A 16,059-nucleotide genomic window follows, 5' to 3' on the forward strand; every position below is an offset into this window, starting at 1 on the left:
CAATCCTGGAAACAGGGCTTACATGAGCGCCGAACGCCCACAAAAGGGGTCCAAATGAGCCAGTTTTATTCTCCGGCGGCCAATCCGCCTTACGATCTGACCGGCGTGCGCACCCGCCGCCTGGTGGCGGTGTGCTTCGACATGTTGTTCGTCAGCGCGATTGTGACAGCGCTCATATTGGTCGCTGGTCTTAGCACCTCGGGATTGGGCTTTCTCCTGATTCTCGTCATTCCGACCATTTTTGCGACCGTCGGCTTTTTCTACAACGGCTTCACCATGTCGGGCCAGGGCTGCGGCACCTGGGGCCAGCGTCTGGCCGGGCTCGAGGTTCGGATGATTACGGACGGCTCGCGCGTGCCGTTCCTGCACGCGGCGGCGCATGGTGTTCTGTTTTACTACAGCTGGATGTTCCCGGCCGTCTTCCTGGTGACGCTGATCGAGCGCGACAAGCGCTTTTTGCACGACATTTTGACAGGGGTCATCGTTGTCCGCCGTCATAATTAGGATTTAATATATTTGAGAGTTTTCGGCGTGAACGAAGCTGCTATAGTAGCGGCGCAACACGTCACAGAGGCAAATCAGCGTGACCCAGGAGCCGCGCAACGCCCCGCAGTTCTATTTGACCGAACCCTCTTCCTGCCCCTATCTGCCGGACAGAAAGGAGCGCAAGGTTTTCACCCATCTGATCGGCCGGCGGGCAGCGGAGCTCAACGACACACTCAGCCATCACGGCTTTCGCCGCTCACAGACTATCGCCTATCGTCCCGCCTGCGAATATTGCAGCGCCTGCGTTTCGGTGCGGGTCCGGGCTCAGGAGTTTGTGCTCTCGCGCAATATGCGGAAGGTGATCGCCGCCAATAGGGACCTCATCGGCTGCCTGGTCCCGAATGTGGCCTCCATCGACCATTACGCCCTCTTCCGCCGCTATCTCGACAGCCGGCACAGCGACGGCGGCATGGCCGACATGGGCCTCGCCGATTTCACTACGATGATCGAGGACTCGCATGTTTCGACCCATCTCGTCGAATATCGCGACAAGGACCCGGTGACGGGCGAGGCACGCCCCGGCTATGAGGGCTTGGCCGCAACCGCGCTCATAGACGTTCTCTCCGACGGGCTGTCGATGGTCTATTCGTTCTACCGCCCGCAAGAGGAGCACCGCTCGCTCGGCACCTACATGATTCTCGATCAGATCGAGCGAGCGCGCGCGATGGACCTGCCCTACGTCTATCTCGGCTATTGGGTCGAGGGCTCCCGCAAGATGGCCTATAAGGCCCGCTTCCTCCCGCAGGAGCGTCTCGGAGTCAACGGCTGGGTCCTTGTCGGTTAAAAGGCGGCCGGCGAATCGAGCAACTCTGCCCGGAGCATCTCGTAGCTCGCCTGATCGGGCGCGCAGATGAGGCCTCCCGACCGCTCGGTCGGCAGATAGGGACGGCCGTCGAAACGCGCCGAATAGCCGCCAGCCTCGCGGTGGATCAGCCAGCCGGGCGCATGATCCCAGGGCATCAATTTAACAAATACCAGGAAGTGGCATTGACCGGACGCGGCGAGGCGATATTCGTGGCCACCGCACCGATAGCTAAAGACCGCCGCAGGCTTCACGAGATTTCGTGCAAGCGTCGAACGCAGTGGTTCCTTGAGCGAGGCCCACGACGCTCCGCCGGACATCGATGCGAGCGGCTCAGGCGCCATGACGCGCAAATCTTCGTGCTTTCCGGCAGCGTTTTCGTTCCGGGCGCCCTCGCCGCGCACGCCGATCGAAATATCGTCGGCAATAGGATCGAGGATGAATCCGGCGGCCACCTCGCCCTTGACGATCGCGGCGATCATGACGGCAAAGAGCGGCAGGCCCGAGGCAAAATTCTTGGTGCCGTCGACCGGATCGACGACGAAAGCCAAATCCGCGTCGCCGAGCCGGTCGAACAAGCTGTGATCTTTTTCGGCGGCCTCCTCGCCCAGCACGAAACATCCGGGAAAGGCTTTGTGCAGCGCATCGGTGATATGCCGCTCGGCCGCCTCGTCGGCATCGGTCACGACATCGAGCGCCGACGTCTTCTCGCGAATCGCCCCCGACGCGAGATTGCGGAAGCGCGGCAGGATTTCCCGGGCCGCGGCCTCCCGCATGATCTCGGTGATGCGGCGCGTGTCTTGTGCTTTGAAGATCATCGATGGCCTTTCATGCGCTTGAGACAAAGCGCGGATTCAAAAGAAATGTCCGGCGGCAGGTCGCCCGTACCTACCCTAGACAGGTACCGATCGCTATCCTTCCAAGATGACATCCCGTTAAATTTCAGCGCGTGATGTGCCGCGCCGTGACTTATGTGAAATTAAGTTTATTGGACCGTGATAGCCGCAGACCACGACCGTTTAGATTTCAAGCATCGTCGCGATAAAATCCTCGGGCGACACAAAGAACTCTCGCAACAGGCGAAAGTGATCGGTCTCCCGCAAGGCGATCTCCGCCAAACCATATTTGGTGAGATGAACAAGCTGAGCGCCGGGATAGGCCATGAGTATGGGCGCGTGGGTGGCGATGATGATCTGGCCGCCGTGCTCAAGCTCCATCGCGCGCAACAATTTCAAGAATTCGATCTGCCGTGTCGGCGACAAGGCGGATTCGGGTTCGTCGAAAATATAGAGCCCTCGCTTGTTCGCGCGCTCGGCGAAAAATCGCAAAAATCCCTCGCCATGCGAATGCGAGAGAAAATCCGGCGGCGGTCCAGTGGGAAGCCACTTGCTCGCGTCGAGTGCCGCTTCGTCGAGGTAGCGCGCAATCGAAAAGAAACTCTCGGCACGGAAGAACCAGCCAGACGTGATTTTTGGCAGCCATTGTGCGCGCAGCGCTGAAGCAAGTTCTCCGCCACTACCTTCTAGCGCCTTGGAATGATCCACCAGCCGATAGCCGCTGCCACCTCCCGCGGGGTCGAAGCCGGCAAAGACGGCAATGGCTTCCAGCAGGGTCGATTTGCCCGACCCGTTTTCGCCGACGATGATCGTCACGGGCTTTTCGAAGGCAAAATCGAAAGTCCGGCCGTGAAACAGCGGCAAGCAGAAGGGGTAGGAGTTCCAATTGGCCACGCGTGCCACATCGAGCGTCACGCGGCGCAAATAAGGGGCTGGCAGGCGGATCGGAGAAGATTTGCGCGCCATGCCCACCTCACCTATCCGAAACTATTGTTCTTCGGGAAGCCCTTGGGCGGCAGGCGTCCAGCGTCGCCGCGATTGCCCAGCCAGTCGGCCAGATCCGCCTTGGCGACGTTGAAGGTGCGGCCGGCGGAATCCTTCCATGACAAGCCGTCGCCAAGGTCGAAAGCCTTGACGTCGGCCACGCCACCGTCCTTGTATTTTTGCAGCCGGACGCCCTTGCCGCGCCCCATTTCGGGGATCTGCGCCAGCGGAAAGATCAGCAATTTTCGATTCTCGCCGATGATCGCGACATGATCGCCCACGGCGGGAACACAGACGCGCAGCGTCACGTCCTTATCGACATTGAGCATCATGCGGCCCTTGCGCGTCGCCGAGGTCATGTCGTCCTGACCGACGATGAAGCCGCGCCCGTCGGATCCGGAAATCAGCATTTTCACGCCGGCCTGATAGGGCATGACAAGGGCGACATCAGCCCCCTCGTCGAGCTCCGCCATCAGGCGGATCGGATCGCCGAAACCACGCCCGCCCGGCAGTTTCGAGGCGTCCAGCGTGTAGACTTTGCCGTTGGTGGCAAACACCAGGATTTTCGCCGTCGTCTCAGACAGGAACGAGACTTTGAGCGCATCGTCGCCTTTGAACTGCAGCGACGACAGATCGCCTTGATGCCCCTTGAGCGCGCGGATCCAGCCCTTCTCCGACACGACGACCGTGATCGGCTCGCGCTCGATCATGGCCTCGGCCAGATCGATGTCGCTGCCCGCCGGCGCATCTTCGAAACTGGTGCGGCGCTTGCCGATCTTGGTTTCGGGTCCGTATTTTTTCCGCACCTCACGAATGTCGGACGACAGAACCTTCCATTGCATGGCGTCGCTCGCCAGCAACTTGTCGATCTGGTCGCGTTCGGCGATGAGCGCGTCGTTCTCCCGGCGCAACTCCATCTCTTCCAATCGGCGCAGCGAACGCAGACGGGTGTTCAGAATATATTCGGCCTGCACCTCGCTCAAGGCGAAGCGCGCTTTCAGCGCGTCCTTAGCATCGTCTTCTTCGCGAATGATGCGGATCACCTCGTCGAGATTGAGGAAGACGATGAGCATGCCGGCGAGCACTTCGAGCCGGTGTTCGATCTCGGCGCGGCGATGGCGCGAGCGCCGCAGCAGCACCTCGCGGCGATGGTTGAGCCACTGCCACAATGCTTCCGGCAACCCGACGACGCGCGGCACGACGCCGTCGACGAGCACGTTCATATTCATCGAGATGCGGCTCTCAAGCTCGGTGAGCTTGAACACCGATTCCATCAACAAGGTCGGATCGACGGAGCGGTTGCGCGGCTCGATCACGACACGCACGTCCTCGGCCGACTCGTCGCGGATGTCCGCCACCAGAGGCAGCTTCCGCTCGTTGACGAGTTCGGCCATCTTCTCGATCAACCGCGACTTCTGCACCATGTAAGGAATTTCGGTGACGACGATGTTCCACATGCCGCGGGCGCCGTCTTCCTTGTCCCAACGGGCGCGCAGGCGGAAGGCGCCGCGCCCGGTGCGGTAGGTCTCGGCAATCTCAGTCTTCGTGTCGACGATCACGCCGCCGGTGGGAAAATCCGGTCCCGGCACGAAATTCATCAGGCCTTCGGCATTGGTTTGCGGATGCTGGATCAGATAGAGCGCCGCATCGCACAATTCGGCGACGTTATGCGGCGGAATGGATGTCGCCATGCCGACCGCGATGCCTTGGGAGCCGTTCGCGAGCAGGTTCGGGAATGCCGCCGGCAGAACGATCGGCTCCTGCGTCTCGCCGCTGTAATTGGGCCGAAAATCGATCGCGTCTTCGTCGATACCCTCGAGCAGCAACCGGGCCACGTCGGTCATGCGCGCTTCAGTGTAGCGGTAGGCGGCCGGATTATCGCCATCGATATTGCCGAAATTGCCCTGCCCGTCGACGAGCGGGTAGCGCGACGAGAAATCCTGCGCGAGCCGCACCAGGGCGTCATAGATCGCCTGGTCGCCGTGCGGATGGAACGAACCCATCACGTCACCGACGATCTTGGCGCATTTCTTGAACGCCGTGCCGGGATCGAGCTTCAGGATCTGCATCCCGTAAAGGATGCGCCGGTGAACCGGCTTGAGGCCGTCGCGTGCGTCAGGCAAGGCCCGCCCCATGATGGTGGACAAGGCATAGGCAAGATAGCGCTCTTCGAGGGCGTCGCGCAGATTGACGTCATCGATGGTCTCACGCGGGGGCGATGGTGGATTCGTCGGGGTCTTGGCCATGACGCTCGCCTAAAGCATTGCCTGAGTCGCTGCAAGTTCCGGTTTTGTGCACGTTGGGGAAAAGCCCCGCGCCCGTGCCAAAACCGGATCAGCGCCTGGAGGGCGGCAGCATACGGGCGAGAACGTCGTCCTTCTTAACGAACTGATGCCAAGCAACAGCGAGAAGATGGACGCCCAGGACGACATAGATGATGTCGGCGCCCCAATGGTGGAAAAATCTGCCCCACATGGAGAGCGGCTGATCGCGGGGCACGAGGACCGGCCAGTCAAAAAGACCGAACCATGGGACGGAATGGCCGCCGGCGGCGGAATAGAGATAGCCCGAAAGCGGCATCCCCAGCATCAGGCCATAGAGCAGGAAATGCGCCGCGCCGGCGGCTAAATGGTTCAACTTGCCGAGGGCCTGGCTGTAACGCGGGGCACCGACCGCCAAGCGATACAGGATACGGATGACGACGAGAACCAACGCCGTCATGCCAAGCGATTTATGAATGTCCAGCAGCGCCATCCGCACAGGCGTTCCAGGCTGCAGATAGGCAGAGCAGTAGAACCCAATGGCAATGGCGACCAGAATGATTGCGGCCATCAGCCAGTGCAGCGCGCGCTGCACGGCGTCGTAATGCGATGCGGTAGAAACTGGTGCGGATTCGTTCGAAAGTGCGGACATGGCAAGCCTGCTTCATAAATAAAGCCGCACAAGGAACTGAATTTGAGGCAAAAATTAGGACGCACCGCGTCTCGTGTCCCCAGTTGATCACAAAGTCCGGCGCGGTGTGGGCCGCTGACACAATGCGAGTTTTTGGCCCCCGGCGCCATCCAGATAAGAATCGTTCGCGGCACTGCAAAAGCGCTGGATTTCGCACCTGCAGCAAGATAAAGCAGGCGCCAGTATCGCCCACGAGTCGTGTGCTGCAACGCACCGAACTTGCCCAGAATCCGTGAGACTGTTTCGACCAATGGTTCCCGCCGGAGCCCTAAGCCGAAATCGAGATCTGCCATGCTTAAGCTCAAACCCCTTCTTGGTCTTGCCGTCGGTCTCGCGTTGCTTGGCGGCCTCACCTTCAGCCTGCAATCGTCGATCGGCTTGAGCGCACCCAAGCAGACTGCAGGCCAGTATTGCGGCATCAAAGTCGTCAATCTCGACCCGGGTTATGGCGCCGGCCGCGAGGAAATGCGCTACGTCTGCGACGACACGCCCTAAGACACAATAGCGGCAGCCATGAAGGCGCGCCGGGCATCGGCCATGGTGATACCGCGCGGACCGAACACATCGCGCTCCAGAAAATAGCCGGTCAGGGCAAAGCCGGCCGCAATATCCTCGACCGGCGGGTGGGCCTCCAGCACGGCACCTTTCAGGAAGCTCGGCAAGGGCAAGAGCCGCGCCTTATAGGGTTCACCGGCCTCCCGGCTGACCGCCCGGCCAGATTTCGGTGAAACGTAAATCAGATCCTCCGTCGCCCCCGTGGCGGCGCAGCGGCTGAGATCGATCCCGAAGCCAAGTTCGCTGAGCATGGCCAGTTCGAAAAGCACCATCAGGGGGGCGGCGATCTGCCTGTCGTCAAGATGATCGGCGACCAGCACCAATGTGTCGTACAGATCGGGGTGCGGATCGCGCTCGGGTAAGAGCCGTAGCAAATAGGCAAGGTGGGTTATACCGCTGAGCGCCTGCCGGCTGGCCAAAAACGTTCCAGCGCGCAATTTCGACCCCTCGATCGAATAGGTGCCGAGATGGTCTTCGAGCCGGGCCCACCAAACCGCCTCGACACCGTTGCCGGTCTGCAAAATCGGCAGCATGGTCTTTGAACGGCCCGACCGGACGACACCCAGATGCCGCCCATGGGCACGGGTCATGATTTCGAGAATGACGCTGCGTTCGCCGAATTTCTTGACGCCGATGATGATGCCCTCATCCCGCCATTCCATCGTCTCATTGCTCGCCGAGTTTCATATCCTTGTCGTAGGCTACGCCAAAAACATCCTTGGTGATCGCCTGGCCGCAGATCGACCGCCCCTGCGCCGCATCGAACGTGAGCGACGGCGAACCGTAGAGAGACCAGCCCTTCGACAAAGCCTCCGTCACCCGATGACAAAAGCTCGCATCGTCGGGCCCGGTCAGGAAGCGATAGATCGTCAATGGCTTAGACGGCGACAAAGGTGAATCAGTCATTTCTAGCCCCATCAGTCCTTGGGAAATTCCAGACCCATTTCCCGGTAGCGCTCGGGATCGTCAACCCAATTTTCGCGCACTTTGACGAACAGAAACAGATGGATGTTCTGTTCGGCGGCCTCGGCGATATCCTTGCGCGCGCTGGCGCCAATCGACTTGATCATCTGCCCCTTCTCACCGATGACGATTTTCTTGTGGGCGTCGCGCGTCACGTAGATCGTCTGCTCGACCCGCGCCGACCCGTCCGGCTGATCTTTCCACAGTTCCGTTTCGACATGGGCGTGATAGGGCAATTCGTCATGCAGCCGCTCGAAGATCTTTTCCCGAGTGATCTCGGCGGCAAGAGCGCGGAGCGGCGCGTCGGAAATCTGATCTTCGGGGTAAAGCCAGGGACCGGGCTTCACTAGTTGGCCTAAGCGCTCCAACACTTTGGCGACGCCATAGCCCTTGAGCGCGGAAATCATGAATGTCTCGGCGAAGGGGAGCTTGGCGTTGATCTGCTCGGCAAGGACCAGCAATCGCTCGCTCTCTATCGTGTCGATCTTGTTAAGAATAAGAACTTTCGGGGCCTTCAGCGCGGTGAGCTTGGCCAAAATCGTCTCGACTTCCTCATCCAGCCCGCGCCGTGCATCGACCAGAAGCGCGATCACGTCCGCATCGCCAGCGCCGCCCCAGGCGGATGTCACCATGGCGCGGTCAAGCCGGCGTTTGGGCGCAAAGATGCCGGGCGTATCGACGAAGATGATCTGCGACGATCCAGAAACGGCAATGCCGCGTACCAGATTGCGGGTCGTCTGCACCTTGCGCGAAACGATCGAAACCTTGGTCCCGACCAAGGCGTTCAGAAGCGTCGATTTTCCGGCGTTGGGCGCGCCGATCAGCGCGACAAAACCACAGCGTGTCTCGGACATATATTTCCCTAAAGACGATCCGAATCGAGGAAGGCGCACACCTCCGCAAAGACCTTGCGGAACATCTCGCGCGTCAAAACACCCGTATTCGTATTGTAGCGTGAGCAATGGTAAGAGTCGAAAAGCGTCCGCGATCCGATTCCGTGCCGCGCTCCGTGGCCAAAAGGCGCGCGAGCCGGAATCGACCCGAGTGCCCGTACGGTGCTGTCATGGGCAATGCGCCCCAACGCGACAACGGCCCGCAATCGCGGCAAATCCTCTATCGTCGCCTGAAGAAAGGGCCGGCAGCCATTGATTTCCTGACTGGTCGGCTTGTTCTCAGGCGGCACGCAGCGCACGGCATTGGTGACAAGCGCATCGACGAGCAACAAGTCGTCGTCGGGACGCTCGTCGTAGACGCCACGGGCGAAACCAAAATCAAGAAGCGTCTCGTAGAGTAGATCGCCGGCCCAATCGCCGGTGAACGGCCGCCCGGTGCGATTGGCGCCTTGCAAGCCCGGAGCCAAGCCGACAATTAAGAGTCGCGCGTCCGCGTCCCCGAACGAGGGTACCGGCGCATTGTGCCACAACGGCTCGCGTTGACGGGCGGCTTCACGAAATGCTTGGAGGCGCGGGCACAAGGGACAATCACGCCCAGGCCCTACAACGAGGTTCATTTACGCTCGATCAAGGTTCGAGCATGTCGTCATGCGCGGGCGGCATAGGAATGCTCAGGCTCGGCCGGCGATCCTGGTAGCGCTGCTGTTGCGGCCGCTCCATACGCTCGCCGGGATCGCGCCCGACACGCTGCGACAGATGCACGAGATCGACGAATTCGTCGGCCTGACGGCGCAGCTCGTCCGCCACCATGGGCGGCTGGGTCGTAATGGTCGAGACGACCGAGACCCGAACGCCCTTGCGCTGCAGCGCCTCGACGAGCGACCGAAAATCGCCGTCGCCGGAGAACAGCACGACATGATCGAGGTGGTCGGCCATTTCCATGGCGTTCACCGCGAGTTCGATATCCATATTGCCCTTCACCTTGCGGCGGCCGAGCGAGTCGACGAACTCCTTGGCAGGCTTCGTGACCACGGAATAACCGTTGTAATCGAGCCAATCGATCAGCGGGCGAATCGAAGAATATTCCTGATCCTCGACCAATGCAGTATAGTAAAACGCCCGGACAAGACGGCCTCGACCCTGAAATTCTTTCAGCAACCGCTTATAATCGATGTCGAACCCTAAGGACTTCGCCGTCGCGTAAAGATTTGCACCGTCAATGAAGAGGGCGATACGATCTTGGTCTGCCATGTTATTTCTCTATCGTTCTAAAGGCACATCTCAAAACACAATCTGCGCGCGAGAACCCCGGGGAATCGGTGGATCGAAAACTATCTCATAGCCCAATTCTTGCGTCAAAGTCCGTTATGAGTACGTGAGCATACGTCGTCGCAATCGACAGCCGACGCAGCCCCACACTCAAATAACATACAGACATAAAATTACGAGTCCCGGACACTGAGAATGGATTGCATCGCCGCACTACTGATATTGCTACGCCAATAAATTTTAAATCTATTAGATAGTGTGACTTGCATAATGGCGGTTTTATGGTAGCGCGCTTGTCGTTTCCGCACCAAGGAAACATTGACAGATCCCACCACTTTATATATGTGGTCGCTGATGAAATTTCTGCCGACAGAGCTAATTTATTGTTTTGTCTGGCTTTCCTATAGAGCCCAGCCTCTTGTTCTGAGCCCCAGAATCATCGCTTAACCCACGGGAGCTGCCATCCATGGCGCGCGTTACAGTAGAAGATTGCATTGATAAGGTCGAAAACCGTTTTGAGCTCGTGCTGATGGCCAGCCACCGGGCGCGGATGATTTCGTCCGGATCGCAAATCACTGTCGATCGCGACAACGACAAGAATCCCGTCGTTGCCTTGCGCGAGATCGCCGACGAGACGCTGACGCCCGACGACCTGAAAGAGGACCTGATTCACTCGCTGCAAAAGCACGTCGAGGTGGACGAGCCCGAGGCCGAGACGGTGCCCGCCTTGACGGCGGCTGCGACCGAAAGCGCCTCCGACCTTGCCGGCGACGTTCAGTTCGACCGCATGACCGAAGAGGATTTGCTGCGCGGCCTCGAGGGCCTCGTTCCGCCAGCCGAGACGGACGACGAAGGCGAGTAAGCCGCACTTTCCCGCTTGCTGAAAATTCCGGCGCGGCCCGCAAGGTCGCGCTTTTTTTATTGCGGCTTCAACTCCTTCTTGCGCGGCATCACGCAAGTTCTGATATTGACGGTATGAACGACCGTCGAATCCCGCTCCGCTTGCTCAGGCTGGTTCCCTCCCCATGATGCGCCAACACGAACTGGTTGGCCGCGTTCTGCGTTACAACCCTCAAGCGGACGAGGAGCTGCTGAATCGCGCCTATGTCTATGCGATGCGCGCCCATGGATCGCAGACCCGCGCGTCGGGCGACCCCTATTTCAGCCATCCGCTCGAAGTTGCCGCCATTCTCACCGATCTGAAGCTCGACGACGCGACCATCGTCGCGGCGGTTCTGCACGATACGATCGAAGACACTGAGGCGACGCGGGAGGAAATCGACCGTCTGTTCGGCAAAGAGATCGGCGCCCTGGTCGAGGGCCTCACCAAGATCAAGAAACTGGACCTCGTATCGAAGCGGGCGGCGCAGGCCGAAAATTTGCGCAAGCTTCTGCTCGCGATTGCCGACGACGTGCGCGTGCTGCTGGTCAAGCTCGCCGACCGGCTCCACAATATGCGTACTTTGCACTTTGTGCCGCCGAGCAAACGGACCCGCATCGCCGAGGAAACCCTTGACATCTATGCGCCGCTCGCGGGCCGGATGGGCATGCACGAAATGCGCGAGGAATTGGAAGAGCTCGCCTTCCGCCACCTCATGCCAGATGCCCGCAATATGATCATGACCCGCCTCGCCGAAATGCGCGAGAAAAACGGCGCGATCATCCTGCGCATCGAACACGAGCTCGACGAGCAGTTCAAAGCCCGCGGGATCATGGCGGAAATCAACGGCCGCCAGAAGGCGCCCTATTCGATCTGGCGCAAGATGGAGCGCAAGAGCATCGCCTTCGAGCAATTGCCGGACATTTATGGGTTCCGCATTCTGGTCGATACGGTCGAGGATTGTTATCGCGCACTGGGTGTCGTTCACACCACGTGGCCGACGGTGCCGGGCCGGTTCAAGGATTATATTTCGACGCCGAAGCAGAACGATTATCGCTCCATCCATACGACCGTCGTCGGTCCTGGCCGCCAGCGCGCCGAATTGCAGATTCGCACCCACGAAATGCACGCCATCGCCGAATATGGCATCGCCGCCCATGCACTTTACAAGGATGCGCGGGCCACCGATGGAACGGCGCTGTCGACGGACAGTGCCGCCTATCGCTGGCTGCGGCGCACCCTCGATCTTCTCTCGGAAGGCGACAGTCCCGAAGAGTTTCTCGAACATACCAAGCTCGAGTTGTTCCAGGACCAGGTGTTTTGTTTTACGCCGAAGGGTCGCCTCATCGCCCTGCCCCGTGGCGCAACGCCGATCGATTTCGCCTATGCCGTGCATACGAGCGTCGGCAACAGCGCGGTGGGCGCGAAAATCAACGGCAATGTGATGCCGCTGATCTCGCAACTGAACAACGGCGATGAAGTCGAAATCATCCGCGCCGAGGGGCCGCAGACGCCGCCCTCCGCTTGGGAGACTGTCGCCGTCACCGGCAAAGCACGCGCCGCGATCCGCCGCGCCACCCGCGATGCGGTGCGGGCGCAATATGCCGGCCTTGGCAAGCAGATCGTGGTGCGGGCGTTCGAGCGTGCCGGACAGAAATATGCCGCCGATAAGCTGAAGGCGGCTCTGCCCCGTCTCGCCCGGACCAGCATCGACGACGTGCTGGCGGCGGTCGGACGCGGCGAAATGTTTTCGGGCGACGTCGTCAAGGCCGTTCATCCCGATGCCAAGGACGAGCGCGTCAAGGCGCCCGCGCCGGACAAGACCGAGCCCGGCTGGTTCGGTCTTGATAAGGCATCGAGTCTCGTCTTCAAAGTGCCCGGCGCAACGGAGAGCGGTAGCCCCAACGCCATCCCGATCCGCGGCCTCAGCGGCGATTTGCCCGTCCGCTTTGCCCCCAACGGCGGCGCCGTTCCCGGCGATCGGATCGTCGGGATTCTGACTCCCGGCGAGGGCATCACTATCTATCCGATTCAATCGCCGGCGCTCATGCATTTCGACGACCAGTCCGAGCGCTGGCTGGACGTACGTTGGGACATCGACGAAGACCGCAAGGATCTCTTCCCGGCGCAAATCAAGGTGAATGTGATCAACGAGCCGGGCACTTTGGCGCAGATCGCCGCGACGATCGGCGAGAATGGCGGCAACATCGACAATATCAATGTCACCGCCCGCTCGCCGGACTTTCGCGAAATGGTGATCGACATCGAAGTGCTCGACGTGAAGCATCTCAATGCGATCATCTCGCAATTGCGCGCCAAGAGCGTGGTCAGCAAGATCGAGCGGGTTAACGGATAGCAGAGCCGACCAGTCGAAACCTTGTCCCGTGCCGCTTGAAAATCGAAGTTAGATGCCTTTAATGGCGCGCGGAGGCAGCCATGACACAAGACGACGTAATCAACGAGTTCCGCGCCGCCGGCGCGCTGCTCGAAGGACATTTCATTCTGTCTTCGGGCCTGCGCAGCCCGATTTTCCTGCAAAAAATGTTCATATTTCAGGATCCGCAACGCACTGCGAAGCTGTGCAAAGCCCTCGCCAACAAGGTGATCGCTGCCTTTGGCCGGATCGATGTGGTGGTTTCGCCGGCGGTCGGCGGTATCGTGCCCGGATACGAAACGGCCCGGCACCTCGGGGCGCGGGCGATTTTTGTCGAACGGGAAAACGGCGAGTTTCAGCTTCGCCGCGGCTTCGAAATTCGTGCCGAGGACCGGGTGCTGATGGTGGAAGACATCATCACGACGGGCCTCTCCTCACGCGAATGTATCGCGGCGATCAAGGCGCACCCGGGTCATCTCGTCGGTGCCGCCTGCCTGATCGACCGCTCCGGCGGCAAGGCCGATATCGGCGTGCCGCGCGTGAGCCTCGCGACGCTCGACATTCCGTCCTACTCGCCCGACCAACTGCCGCCGGAGCTGAGCGCGATCCCGCCGGTCAAGCCCGGCAGCCGCGGCTTGGGCGCCTGATCCTATTCACGCGGCAAATAATGCAAATCAAATCTCTCCATTCGACAAACGCGGCGGCGGCGCGCAGATTGCCGCGTTGAAATTTTCCGGAGACGTGTCGCATGCCCCTGCCCTTACGCCTTGGTGTCAATATCGACCACGTCGCGACGGTTCGGAATGCCCGCGGCGGCGCGGTTCCGGATCCCGTCCGCGCGGCGCTTCTCGCCATCGAAGCGGGCGCCGACGGCATCACGGCGCATCTGCGCGAAGACCGCCGGCACGTTCGCGACGACGACATGGCGCGGATCAAGGCCGCGATTTCCAAGCCGCTGAATTTTGAGATGGCGGCGACCGAGCAGATGCTCGACATTGCCCTTAAGATCAAGCCACACGCGGTCTGTCTGGTGCCGGAGAAGCGCACCGAACGCACGACCGAAGGCGGCTTGGACGTTGTCGGGCAATTGGCGTATCTGCGGCCCTTCGCCGACGAGTTCGGCCGCGCGAATGTCCGCGTTTCGCTCTTCATCGAACCGGCGCTCGAAGCCATCGACGCGGCCAAGGAGATCGGCGCGCCGGTGGTGGAACTGCATACCGGCGCCTGGTGTGACGCCATCGCCCATGGTGAAACCGACCGCGCTAAGCAGGAGTTCGAGCGTCTGCGCGCGGCAGCGGCCCATGCGGCGGCGTGCGGCATCGAATGCCATGCGGGCCACGGGCTCGATTTCGAGACCGCCAGAACGATCTCGGCCCTGCCGCAGATCGTCGAACTCAATATCGGCCACTTCCTGGTCGGCGAGGCGATTTTCGTCGGTTTGGACAATGCCATCCGGACGATGCGACAAGCGATGAACGAGGGCCGCGCGCAGGCGGTGTGAAATCGTCTGCCGGAAGGGTGAGATGATCATCGGCATTGGTAACGACATTTGCGACATCCGCCGCATCGCCGCGACGCTCGAGCGTCACGGCGAACGCTTCACCAAGCGTTGTTTTACAGCCGTCGAACGCGACCGGGCCACGCAGAACGGCGATGCGGCCGCAACCTATGCCAAGCGTTTCGCAGCCAAGGAAGCCTGCGCCAAGGCGCTGGGCTTAGGGATCGACCACGGCATCTTTCTGCGCGACATCGGCGTGGTGACCCTGCCGTCCGGCCAACCGGCGCTCGATCTGACCGGCGGCGCGCTGGCGCGTTTACAGGCGATCACGCCGCCGGGACATCGGGCACATGCGCATTTGGGGCTCAGCGACGAATATCCCTATGCCCAGGCCTTCGTGGTTCTTGAAGCTTTGCCATCTTGACCCGCGGCAAAGCCTCCGCCCATCATAGCGCTGCATGGCGATACGTGGACGCCGGTTTTCGGTGAAAACGATGCGACAACAACATGCGATGGCGTCGGACAGATTTCGCATGGGATCCGACGCCGCAACGGGCGAGCCACGAAAGACGAGGTGCGATGCCAAATTCCGATCCCGCCTTCACGAGCCGCTTCGTTCTTGCCTCAGACGGACTGCGTCTTCATGTGCGAGATTATGGGCCGCGTGACAGCGACGCGATTCCCGTCGTTTGCCTGGCGGGACTGACCCGCAATTCGGCGGATTTCGACGCGCTGGCGCTCGCTCTGTCGCAGGGCAAAATGGGTAACCCGCGCCGCGTTCTCGCACTCGACTATCGCGGCCGTGGCCTTTCCGACTGGGATGCAGGGGCGCGTTACGACATGACGACCGAGAACGCCGACATCCTGTCGGTGCTCGACGCCTGCGAGGTCGGCCGGGCAGTCTTTGTCGGCACGTCGCGTGGCGGATTGCATGCGATGGTGCTCGCCGTGACGCGTCCTACCGTATTGCATGCCGTGGTGTTGAACGATGTCGGCCCCGTGATCGAAGCGCAAGGGCTGGCCCGCATCAAGACCTATGTCGGCAAGCTGCCACCGCCGCGCGACTGGGCCGATGCGCTTGATTTGGTCAAGCGCATGAACGCCCAGATGTTTCCCGCGATCGGCGACGACGCCTGGCGGATCTTTTTGCGTCAAACGTTCGAAGAAAAGGATGGCCGGCTGAGCGCGCGTTACGACCCGCGGCTGGCTGACACACTCAAGGATTTCGACATCGAAAAACCGCTGCCGGATCTCTGGCCGCAGTTTGAAGCACTGAAAGGCGTCCCCCTCCTCGCGCTTCGCGGCGCCAATTCCGATTTGCTGGCGCAAAACACGCTCGAGGAGATGCAAAAACGGCACCCCAATTGTGCGGTTCATCTTGTCGACGGCGAGGCTCATGCGCCTCTTCTGCTCGACACCACAAGCATTGGCAGCATTCTCGAATTTGTTGTCAGGGTCGACGCATAAAAGATTGATGAATTCTAGTTAGAAAGCCGATCTTCAAAAG

The 16,059-nt window shown here is 60.5% G+C and carries 18 protein-coding genes; 9 read left to right on the forward strand and 9 right to left on the reverse strand.

The features are described 5' to 3' along the window. Positions 1 to 54: 54 nt before the first annotated feature. Both V9T28_RS10365 and V9T28_RS10370 read left to right on the forward strand, forming a co-directional pair. Complete coding sequence (locus V9T28_RS10365; RefSeq protein ID WP_116398885.1) at positions 55 to 504, forward strand: RDD family protein; 450 nt, start codon at positions 55 to 57, stop codon at positions 502 to 504. A 79-nt stretch (positions 505 to 583) separates the two neighbouring features. Beyond that, the gene (locus V9T28_RS10370) at positions 584 to 1,330 is read left to right on the forward strand and encodes an arginyltransferase (protein ID WP_116398886.1); all 747 of its coding nucleotides are present in this window, start codon (positions 584 to 586) and stop codon (positions 1,328 to 1,330) included. Here the strand turns inward: V9T28_RS10370 and V9T28_RS10375 are convergent. From V9T28_RS10375 to V9T28_RS10390, 4 genes are all read right to left on the reverse strand, one after another. Beyond that, a complete protein-coding gene (locus tag V9T28_RS10375) occupies positions 1,327 to 2,166 on the reverse strand; it encodes an inositol monophosphatase family protein (RefSeq protein ID WP_116398887.1) in 840 nt (279 codons plus the stop codon). The two genes, V9T28_RS10370 and V9T28_RS10375, sit on opposite strands and share 4 nt — an antisense overlap. Positions 2,167 to 2,367: 201 nt before the next feature. Next, positions 2,368 to 3,150, reverse strand: coding sequence for an AAA family ATPase (locus V9T28_RS10380; RefSeq protein WP_116398888.1), 783 nt, complete (start codon positions 3,148 to 3,150; stop codon positions 2,368 to 2,370). Between the two features lie 11 nt (positions 3,151 to 3,161). Continuing rightward, positions 3,162 to 5,414 (reverse strand): DNA topoisomerase IV subunit A, encoded by a 2,253-nt coding sequence (parC, locus tag V9T28_RS10385; RefSeq protein ID WP_116398889.1) that lies wholly within the window; start codon positions 5,412 to 5,414, stop codon positions 3,162 to 3,164. Positions 5,415 to 5,502: 88 nt separating this feature from the next. Next, complete coding sequence (locus V9T28_RS10390) at positions 5,503 to 6,081, reverse strand: cytochrome b (protein WP_116398890.1); 579 nt, start codon at positions 6,079 to 6,081, stop codon at positions 5,503 to 5,505. A 330-nt stretch (positions 6,082 to 6,411) separates the two neighbouring features. Between V9T28_RS10390 and V9T28_RS10395 the strand changes: the two genes are divergently transcribed. After that, positions 6,412 to 6,615: a hypothetical protein gene (locus V9T28_RS10395; RefSeq protein WP_116398891.1), complete on the forward strand. Its 204-nt coding sequence runs from the start codon at positions 6,412 to 6,414 to the stop codon at positions 6,613 to 6,615. On the opposite strand, the gene recO is transcribed toward V9T28_RS10395, so the two are convergent. The 5 genes from recO to V9T28_RS10420 are packed head-to-tail and all read right to left on the reverse strand — an operon-like array spanning position 6,612 to position 9,782. Next, positions 6,612 to 7,337: a DNA repair protein RecO gene (gene recO, locus V9T28_RS10400; RefSeq protein ID WP_116398892.1), complete on the reverse strand. Its 726-nt coding sequence runs from the start codon at positions 7,335 to 7,337 to the stop codon at positions 6,612 to 6,614. The two genes, V9T28_RS10395 and recO, sit on opposite strands and share 4 nt — an antisense overlap. Positions 7,338 to 7,341: 4 nt before the next feature. Continuing rightward, the gene (locus tag V9T28_RS10405; protein ID WP_199500024.1) at positions 7,342 to 7,548 is read right to left on the reverse strand and encodes a DUF1737 domain-containing protein; all 207 of its coding nucleotides are present in this window, start codon (positions 7,546 to 7,548) and stop codon (positions 7,342 to 7,344) included. Between the two features lie 44 nt (positions 7,549 to 7,592). After that, a complete protein-coding gene (gene era, locus V9T28_RS10410; protein WP_116398893.1) occupies positions 7,593 to 8,492 on the reverse strand; it encodes a GTPase Era in 900 nt (299 codons plus the stop codon). An 8-nt stretch (positions 8,493 to 8,500) separates the two neighbouring features. After that, positions 8,501 to 9,148 (reverse strand): uracil-DNA glycosylase, encoded by a 648-nt coding sequence (locus tag V9T28_RS10415; RefSeq protein ID WP_116398894.1) that lies wholly within the window; start codon positions 9,146 to 9,148, stop codon positions 8,501 to 8,503. Between the two features lie 10 nt (positions 9,149 to 9,158). Beyond that, positions 9,159 to 9,782, reverse strand: a complete 624-nt coding sequence (locus V9T28_RS10420; protein ID WP_116398895.1) for a LabA-like NYN domain-containing protein — start codon at positions 9,780 to 9,782, stop codon at positions 9,159 to 9,161. Between the two features lie 484 nt (positions 9,783 to 10,266). Between V9T28_RS10420 and rpoZ the strand changes: the two genes are divergently transcribed. The 6 genes from rpoZ to V9T28_RS10450 all read left to right on the forward strand — a co-directional run bounded on the left by rpoZ (position 10,267) and on the right by V9T28_RS10450 (position 16,019). After that, positions 10,267 to 10,662, forward strand: coding sequence for a DNA-directed RNA polymerase subunit omega (rpoZ, locus tag V9T28_RS10425; protein WP_116398896.1), 396 nt, complete (start codon positions 10,267 to 10,269; stop codon positions 10,660 to 10,662). 163 nt (positions 10,663 to 10,825) lie between these two features. Next, entirely contained in the window at positions 10,826 to 13,036 is a 2,211-nt protein-coding gene (locus V9T28_RS10430; RefSeq protein WP_116398897.1) for a RelA/SpoT family protein, read from the forward strand. 80 nt (positions 13,037 to 13,116) lie between these two features. Next, positions 13,117 to 13,701 (forward strand): orotate phosphoribosyltransferase, encoded by a 585-nt coding sequence (pyrE, locus tag V9T28_RS10435; protein WP_116398898.1) that lies wholly within the window; start codon positions 13,117 to 13,119, stop codon positions 13,699 to 13,701. A gap of 101 nt (positions 13,702 to 13,802) precedes the next feature. Further along, the gene (locus V9T28_RS10440; RefSeq protein ID WP_116398899.1) at positions 13,803 to 14,555 is read left to right on the forward strand and encodes a pyridoxine 5'-phosphate synthase; all 753 of its coding nucleotides are present in this window, start codon (positions 13,803 to 13,805) and stop codon (positions 14,553 to 14,555) included. Between the two features lie 22 nt (positions 14,556 to 14,577). Beyond that, positions 14,578 to 14,976, forward strand: coding sequence for a holo-ACP synthase (gene acpS / locus V9T28_RS10445; protein WP_116398900.1), 399 nt, complete (start codon positions 14,578 to 14,580; stop codon positions 14,974 to 14,976). 155 nt (positions 14,977 to 15,131) lie between these two features. Continuing rightward, entirely contained in the window at positions 15,132 to 16,019 is an 888-nt protein-coding gene (locus V9T28_RS10450) for an alpha/beta fold hydrolase (protein WP_116398901.1), read from the forward strand. Positions 16,020 to 16,059 lie beyond the last annotated feature (40 nt).

This window comes from Methylovirgula sp. 4M-Z18 (genome assembly GCF_037890675.1).
Lineage (GTDB): Bacteria > Pseudomonadota > Alphaproteobacteria > Rhizobiales > Beijerinckiaceae > 4M-Z18.